This window comes from Dissulfurispira sp. (genome assembly GCF_036745535.1).
Taxonomy (GTDB): Bacteria; Nitrospirota; Thermodesulfovibrionia; order Thermodesulfovibrionales; family Dissulfurispiraceae; genus Dissulfurispira.
This window is the reverse complement of the sequence record NZ_DAIOFX010000072.1, coordinates 1-8,193: the sequence shown is the minus strand read 5'-3', so window position 1 is coordinate 8,193 and position 8,193 is coordinate 1. Positions and strand designations below refer to the sequence as shown.

Sequence of the window (8,193 nt, the reverse complement as noted above, 5' to 3'; positions counted from 1 at the left end):
CTGGAGAAAAGATTGCGGAGATTTTAAGTACATGCAGGATAAGTGTACAGAAGAGCTGGCATTGGCGAATTCAGGATCATCCGGGATGTGACATGCAGGATAAGTGTACAGAAGAGTCTGATGTATTGATGGTAAAAACACGATTCCCGCAAGTGGTTGGCAGTAATTTAATTGCGTGGGATAAGATTAGAAACACCCTCCAATCAGTTAACGATGAAGACTTGCTGCTGAAATCGATAGATGAAATTCTCAAAATGAATGAAGATGGAAGCGCACCGATAGAAATAGTAAAGTTATTAAGGGAGAAAGTTTTTTCGATTTTCATAGGCAGATTAAAGTTTCATACAAATCTTTTTGCACTATACCCGTTATTTAATTCAAAAAAGTTCGAATTAGCCCCCCATGAAGGTATGTTTTACATTAAGAATAAACTGCTGGACGAACATTATGAAAAGGCTGATAATATTAGTAAAGAAGCAATACTAATTTTAGTTTTACTAATAGACATTTTGAACCAACGTAGAGATAAAGGTCTTAAAGACTTCATAACACGATATGCAGACATTAATTGCAGAGTAAAAGAATTTGCTGAAATAGTGAAAGTTCTAAATGTTTCGCCAGGTGATATTGTGGACATTTATATAGAGTCCGGGATTTTTTCTCCGAATATATTTATGGGAAAAACAATCGATACTCAAAAGAACAATCTGCTGTTTCTTCATCGCATATTTTCAGAGTTTAATGCCCCTAATCACTATGTAAGGCTTTATGAGCCGCTGAAGACTCTTTTTTATGAATCCATAAAAGCAAGGAATATTGAACTTGTCCTGTACATCGGCTTTTTTATCCGTTTTTATTATGGGAATTTCAAATTAAATGTTGAGGCATGGAAAAGGCTTGATGATGAGGTAGAAAGGCCTATGAGCGATTTTTTTGTAAGGTATTGTAAAGAGAATAACATATTGCCATGCAATAAAAAGATTAGGGTTAAAGAAAAAATAAAGGTCGGATATGCCTATCAGCGGTTGATCTTATCTTCTCCTGTGCTTGTTTTTTTGTCTTTGCTGAAAGGCCATTATCTAAACAAAAACACCGATATTGAGTTTTATGTGTACGGCTATGATTATATTGAGAAGATCGGCGATACTGAAAAGGTTATAAACATGATAGAATCCATGGGATTCAAATGCATCAGTGCAGGGAAGCTTGGCAGCTTTAAAAATATTTATCATTCTCACTTTGAAAAGGCAATGGCACTGAGAAAGCAGATTATTGAGGATGGAATAGATATTTTTATAACAACTGGCACGCAGATAGGCAATTTTCTTGTCTCTTCGAGGGTTGCCCCCATTCAGATTTATTGGTCACACGGAGACCCTTACTGGAATGTGAATAATCTTGATTACAGAATAGTGCATTCCGCTGAAGAATCGGTTATAAAAGGCTTATATGGAGGCATAGAGTATTTTAAGTTTCCTAATCTCATGGCAATGGAGTTGTTAAATCCAAATGTTTCGCCAGAGAAAATAGATATAATCAGGCTGAAATTTCCCAAAGATAAAATACTACTTGGAGTTTTTGGAATACTTCCTAAACTAAATCATCCTGATTATCTTTTTGCAGTATCTGAAATATTAAAAAGAAATCCCGAGACTGTTTTTCTGATATGCGGATACGGCGACAAGCAGGACATTGAGGAGTATTTCAAGAAAGTCGGTTGCATTGACAGGGTTTATTTTGAGGGGCATGTTAACCCTCACATCTATGGTCATGTTATCGATATTGCCCTTGACCCATTCCCTGTTCCTATGGGAGTTGCATCGTTGGAACTTCAGGCTAAAGGAAAGCCTATGGTCTCCTTTAAAGTAAACCTTGATGAGATAAATGAGTTTAGATTAAAAGAAGTTCTTAGTTCTTCTATAGATGAATATATCCAGATAGCAAGCAAGCTCATAAAAGATAGAAATTTCAGGAATGAGATTGGTAAAAAGTACCAAGAATTTGTGGGGAAAAAGCTTGATTGTCAAAAAGCAGCAAATGGACTTGAAATCCTCTATAAAAATTTAACCGAAGAAAACATGCATGCTTGACGATAAAATGTGCTGATGGATAGATGCTTAATTTTAAACTAACGACAAATAAATTTAAAAAGTATGGTCAGTAAAAAAGTAAGATGTATTTTTTGGAAGTTGCAAGGATTAGTCATCGGTAAAAGAAGTTTGATTGAAGGGGGATTGTATATAAGAGGTATTAAAAATATACATATTGGAGACAATGCGTACATATCATACGATGTTTCTCTTAAGGTATCCAAAGGGGGAAAGATAATAATAGGCAATAATTGTCTGATTCGTGATGGAGTGAGAATTCAGGGGGGTGCAGGGACGCTTAATATCGGCGATTACTTTTCAATAAATCATAATTCATCCATAACATTTAATGGAGATTTAGAAATAGGCAACTATGTTATGATAGGTCCTGGAGTAACAATAACATCTGGCGGACATAGTTTTAATAATAGAGAAATAATGCGATTTCAGGAAGATACTTATGGAAAGATCGTTATAGAAGATGATGTGTGGATTGGAGCGAATGCAATAATTTTACCTGGTGTAAAGGTATCGAGGGGAACAGTTGTTGGAGCAGGCGCAGTCGTTACTAAAGATACCGAGTTGTATAGTATTGTAGCAGGCAACCCAGCCAAGGTAATAGGGTATAGGGATGAAACGGAGCAGTGCATATAATGAAGTGTCCAATCTGTAACCATGAAAGGATGAATGATGTATATTCGATGGAACAAGTGCCTTATAGCGTCTTCTGGCAGGATGATAAAATAATTCCAACAATCGATTTAGTGGCGTCCATGTGCGATACTTGTACCCTTCTGTTTCAGAAGTCAGCTTATGTAAGCAATGAATATGATGCCGTCATGCAGAAAGTTTACAATGCTTACCAGATAATGGACAGCAGCATAAGGCCCTTCCCCATTTCCGAGGATTCCATAGGATATGCTTTGAAGTTTTTATCAGATACCGTTGATTTTTCCCACATCATAAATGTTCTTGAGATCGGCTCCAATAGGGGAGATTTCCTTTATCATCTAAAGTTTCGATTCGGTCACATTAATATTATTGGAATAGAGCCATCAAATCTTGATTTTGTTGGAGTGCCCACGGTCAGGGCATTCTTTTCGAGGAATATCTTTTCAAACAAATTTGACCTTGTGATTGTAAGACATGTGCTTGAGCACATAAAGCATCCTGTTAATTTTTTAAATGATATAAAGGCTATACTTGTTGAGGAGGGAAAATTATTTATAGAGGTGCCTAATACCAGGAATGACCTTATGGAAAAAATAGAGGTATTCACTCCAGATCATATCTGTTATTTTACGGCCCAATCAATGAATAGACTGGTTGAAGAGTCCGGTATGAGTTTGTTGGCGATGGGAGATGAAGACGGGGTTCCTCTCATGGTGATCATGAGCAATGCTGTAACCAGGGAAACTCATAATTCATGTGACAATTGCAAAGAGACGAGAGCACTGATAGGCGAATACAGGAAATCCATGAATGATACTGTTCGCTCTGTCAAAGAATTGATAGATAAAGGTTATAGGATAATCTTTTACGGGTCAAAGAATGCCTTTCTGCGGTTTTACAATGCCATTGATGTTAGCATTGTTCATACCCCTTTGAAAGAACATGTTTTGGCAGTGATTGACGATTCCGCGGAGAGAATCGGAAAAAGGGTATCGGGATTTTCTGTGAAGGATTTTGGGCATCTCAATGCTATGAAAGATGAGAAAATAGTATTTATCATCTGTGCAGCCAGAGAAAATGCAGATACAATGATAAATAAAATAAAAAATGCGGATTTGAAGGATTATAAAATAATTCTGCCGTGGATTGGTGAAGTGGCATGAACGAACTTTATAAGATAGATGATGTCCAGTACATGGTCTCTTTGTATTGTCCGGGAAGGTGCAGGAACTGTAATGTATGGCAGAGAAAAAAGGAAGAGGTAACAAAGGGGGAAATAGACCTTGTAATGTTCGAGCGTGTTTTACAGAGTGATGCTTTAAAGAATGTTTCTCATTTTGAGCTTACTGCTGGGGAGTCGCAATTGTCACCAAAATATGTGGATGTCGTCAAATTAATAGCCCGATATAAACCTGATGCGGTTGTTCATACGAATATTAGCGGATGGTATCCCCAAAGGCATTTTGAGGTTACAAAGGAGTGTGTTCGGTATATAAAACCTTCGCTCTTTAAAATTGACATTTCTCTCGATGGCCGTCCTGAAAATTATAAATCCATCAGGTTTATTGAAGATGGCTTTTATAAGGCGGTAGAGACTGCTAAGCTTCTCAAACAATTAAATATCCCCATACGATTTATAATGACCACGTTCAAGGAAATCTATAGAGATATCGAGTGGTTTGTCAGCTTCGCAAAGGAAATGGGCGTTGGTTATTATATAGGCTATCCACGAATTTCGACTTTCTATTTCAAAAACATAGATAAAGAATTTAATTTTACAAAGAAAGAAATTGCAGAAATAGAAAACCTGTTGAGCAAGGTTGGATGGCTTACTGAAAGACGGCTTGCAAACTGGCTCTGGGCAAAAAGTGTGTATGAAAAAAACACCCCTTTTTTTGAATGCTATATGGGAAGGATGTCTATTGTTATAGACCCTTACGGGAATGTTTATCCATGCAATGAGCTTTTGCCGGAACTGTTTATGGGCAATTTAAAAGAATTTGGCGGAGATCTGGACATGCTGTTATTGTCAGAAAAAGCGGTGAAAGTAATTGAGTATGTAAAAGAGAGAAAGTGTCAGCCTTGCGGGATGCTCTGCGCTCTTAAAATTGAGTTTCCATGGGGAAAACAGGCAGGATTAATACCAATAGAAAAGGATAAGCAATGAAATACAAAGACGAAACAATCTGGTTTGATCTCGGCACTCCAAAACAAGTTGCTTTCTTTGAGCCGATAATAAAGGAGATACAGGGCAGGGGCATAGACTGCTTAATAACCACACGCAAATCCGAAAACTATACAGAACCAATAAAGCTTCTTGAATTGAAAGGCTTGCAATATTATTCTTTGGGAGAATACGGCGGAGAAAAACTTAAATCAAAGTTATCCAGTGCATTGAACAGGCAGATCGCTTTAAACGAATTTATCCAAAACTTTAGGATAAGAAGGCTGGTGAATTTAGGCTCGGTTGACGGTTGCAGAGTTGCATTCGGCAATGGAATAGAGATCGTGAGTTTTTTTGATATTCCGAGTAGAGGCATTGATGGCAGCCTTACTCCTATTGCAAGGCTTACGCTGCCCATCTCGACAAGAATATTCCATCCTTTTGTTGTTCCGAGGTCATACTTTACGCATTTTGTTGGCGATGAAAATGTTTATACCTACGACTTTCTCGATCCTGTTATTTATCTTCAAGCCCAGACTCCTGATGACAGTTTTTTTAAAACATTGAAGATAGACAAAAGTAAGAAAACGGTTGTTTTTAGGGAAGAGGAGTACAAGGCATCTTATGTTACGAATAAAACGAAATTTGCTTATAATGCCCTGAAAAATATAGATGCAAACCTGATCGTCATCCCCAGATACGAGTCGAGTCATTTGAAAGAAGAATTTCCTCATGCAATTATTGTGGAAGAAAAAATGGATCTTTCCAAGCTTCTTCCCTTTGCCGACATATTTATTGGAGGAGGAGGCACAATCAACATAGAGGCTTGCTACTGGGGTACTCCTGTGATTTCTACAAGGTCGTTTGTGGCACATTATGACAAGTTTTTAATAGACAGCAAACTGATGTTTCTGGCGCAAACAGAAGGGGAAATTATCAAACTATATAAGGAGCATGCAGGCAAAAGGCTCACAAACAATGTCTTAAGAGAACAACATGCTGATGTTAAATCCTTGGTTGACGAGGTGATAAAGTAAAATGGGATGCATTTATGTAAGGGGAGAAAAGGTGGAAGTCCCTAATGACAGGCGGATTGATTTAATTTTGCCCGAATGGAACATCATCATCAAGGATACGATTATGGGGCATGGGGTTTGGATATGGTCTAATCTGAACATATACGGAGCAGAGATAGGGGATGATTCCAGTATTGCTACTTTTGTTGAAATAGGGAAAAATGTCGAGATTGGCCTGAATACAAAAATACAATCCTGTGTGTTTATTCCTGAGGGCATAAAAATAGGGAACTGTGTTTTTGTCGGCCCGAATGTCTCTTTTACAAACGACCTTTACCCAAAGTCGTGCGATGAAAATGGTAATAGAAAAGTAAAGTTTGATGTAATACCCACAACAGTAGAAGATGGTGCAAGCATCGGAGCTGGCAGTGTGATAAGATGTGGAGTAAGAATTGGGAAAAAGGCGATGATAGGAATAGGAAGTATTATTACAGAGGATGTTGGTGACGGAGAGATATTTTATGGAAACAAGGCAACTAAGAAAGGCAATATAATACCAGATCTCTAAAAGTGGAGGTTTTATCTTTTGTGCGGAATATTAGGTGTATTTTCAGAGAAAGAGATAAATAAAGAAAATTTTAATTCTGCCCTTAAATTAATCCGCCACAGGGGGCCTGACGACCACGGCATATATTCGGATAATTTTATAGTCCTTGGTCACAATAGACTGTCAATAATCGACCTTTCAAAACATGGAAGGCAGCCCATGTCTGATTCTGATGGGAATATATGGATAACCTTTAACGGGGAAATATATAACTATCTGGAGTTAAGAAAAGACATGGAAAAGCTTGGATACAGATTCAAAAGCAATACAGACACCGAAGTTATAATCTATCTTTACAAACATCATGGGCTTGAGTTTGTAAATAAATTGAGGGGAATGTTTGCCCTTGGGATATGGGACAAATCAGAGAAAAAAGTGGTTTTATGCAGAGACAGATTTGGAAAGAAACCGCTTTATTATGCCTACCACAACAATAATTTTATGTTCTCATCGGAGGTAAAGGCTATCCTATTTCTCATAAATAAAACACCTGATATCAATAAAGAGGCACTCCTTCAGTATTTGAGCTTTTTAGCTCCACTGCCTCCAAATACAATGTTCGAAAATATTCGCAAACTGCAGTCAGGCTATATGCTTATTTTCAAAAACGGCAATACTGAACTTGTAGAGTATTACGACCTTATTAGAAAATCAGGAGTTTTACTTGAAGATAAGGATGAGGTTTTAGAAAATATAGAAGAGTGCCTTAAAAGGTCGGTCAGCTACAGGCTTGTGAGTGATGTTGAAGTCGGGAGTTTTCTCTCCGGAGGGATTGATTCTTCTATGGCAAGTGCGGTTTTCAGCAAGTTGTCAGCAAATCGTATAAATACCTTTTCTGTAGGTTATACCGACTATAAAAAATATGACGAACTGTATTATTCCAGGAAGGCAGCAGCACATATAAATGCAAAGTGCCATGAAACTATAATGTCAAGAGATGATTTTATTAACAATATAGACTCCGTAGTTTATCATCTGGATGAGCCGATAAACGATCCAGCGTGTGTACCTACATATATTCTTTCAAAATCGGTGAATGAATATGGAATAAAGGTTTGTCTGTCCGGAGAGGGAAGCGACGAAATTTTCTTTGGATATGACAGATACTTTGATTTCCTGAAATACTACGACCTTCAGGATTCACTCAATGGCTCTCAGAAAGAATTTATTCTTGGATACCTGCTTTCTAATTTCAGTTTTTCCAAGGACTGGGAATACTTTAAGAGAACGGTAAGTAATGAGCCCATCTTCAGGACAATCGGAGAAAACTTCATGGACAGGCAAAAAGAACTTTTGTTGAACAAAGATGCTTTTAAAGATACGAAAGGATACGATTCCCTGGATTTTATATCTGAATATTGGATTAAGTTTAAAGAGTCCGGTTTAAAGCATCCTTCGCACTGGCTGTCATATCTGGATATCAAAATATGGATACCTGAGGTAATCATGATGAAGCTCGATAAGATGAGCATGGCGAGTTCTGTGGAATTGAGGGCGCCATTTTTAGATCACGAACTTGTGGAGCTTCTATTCAAAATATCTCCTGAAATAAGAGTCGGAGAGGAAAGTAAAAATCTGCTTAAAAGCATAGCCCGTAAATATTTGCCTGAAGATATAGTCTACAGAAGAAAAAAAGGCTTCAGT

The 8,193-nt window shown here is 37.5% G+C and carries 7 protein-coding genes; all 7 read left to right on the top strand.

Going from position 1 to position 8,193, the window contains the following annotated elements:
- Positions 1–92: 92 nt before the first annotated feature.
- Complete coding sequence (locus tag V7L97_RS10170; protein WP_333655634.1) at positions 93–2,090, top strand: glycosyltransferase; 1,998 nt, start codon at positions 93–95, stop codon at positions 2,088–2,090.
- Positions 2,091–2,189: 99 nt separating this feature from the next.
- Positions 2,190–2,744, top strand: a complete 555-nt coding sequence (locus tag V7L97_RS10165; RefSeq protein WP_333655631.1) for an acyltransferase — start codon at positions 2,190–2,192, stop codon at positions 2,742–2,744.
- A complete protein-coding gene (locus tag V7L97_RS10160) occupies positions 2,744–3,925 on the top strand; it encodes a class I SAM-dependent methyltransferase (RefSeq protein WP_333655629.1) in 1,182 nt (393 codons plus the stop codon). The genes V7L97_RS10165 and V7L97_RS10160 overlap by 1 nt, the downstream gene beginning before the upstream one ends.
- On the top strand, positions 3,922–4,929 hold the full coding sequence (locus tag V7L97_RS10155; protein WP_333655627.1) for a radical SAM protein: 1,008 nt from the start codon (positions 3,922–3,924) through the stop codon (positions 4,927–4,929). Before V7L97_RS10160 ends, V7L97_RS10155 begins: the two co-directional genes overlap by 4 nt.
- On the top strand, positions 4,926–5,963 hold the full coding sequence (locus V7L97_RS10150) for a DUF354 domain-containing protein (RefSeq protein WP_333655625.1): 1,038 nt from the start codon (positions 4,926–4,928) through the stop codon (positions 5,961–5,963). The genes V7L97_RS10155 and V7L97_RS10150 overlap by 4 nt, the downstream gene beginning before the upstream one ends.
- 1 nt (position 5,964) lies before the next feature.
- Positions 5,965–6,510: an acyltransferase gene (locus V7L97_RS10145; protein WP_333655623.1), complete on the top strand. Its 546-nt coding sequence runs from the start codon at positions 5,965–5,967 to the stop codon at positions 6,508–6,510.
- A gap of 18 nt (positions 6,511–6,528) precedes the next feature.
- Positions 6,529–8,193, top strand: a 1,665-nt coding sequence (gene asnB, locus V7L97_RS10140; protein ID WP_333655622.1) for an asparagine synthase (glutamine-hydrolyzing), incomplete at its 3' end; no start/stop codon positions are given.

What these genes read in the sequence shown, in the direction of transcription:
- V7L97_RS10170 (WP_333655634.1), top strand. Translation starts at nt 93, where the DNA reads ATGCAGGATAAGTGTACAGAAGAGTCTGATGTATTGATGGTAAAAACA.
- V7L97_RS10160 (WP_333655629.1), top strand. Translation starts at nt 2,744, where the DNA reads ATGAAGTGTCCAATCTGTAACCATGAAAGGATGAATGATGTATATTCG.
- V7L97_RS10155 (WP_333655627.1), top strand. Translation starts at nt 3,922, where the DNA reads ATGAACGAACTTTATAAGATAGATGATGTCCAGTACATGGTCTCTTTG.
- V7L97_RS10150 (WP_333655625.1), top strand. Translation starts at nt 4,926, where the DNA reads ATGAAATACAAAGACGAAACAATCTGGTTTGATCTCGGCACTCCAAAA.
- V7L97_RS10145 (WP_333655623.1), top strand. Translation starts at nt 5,965, where the DNA reads ATGGGATGCATTTATGTAAGGGGAGAAAAGGTGGAAGTCCCTAATGAC.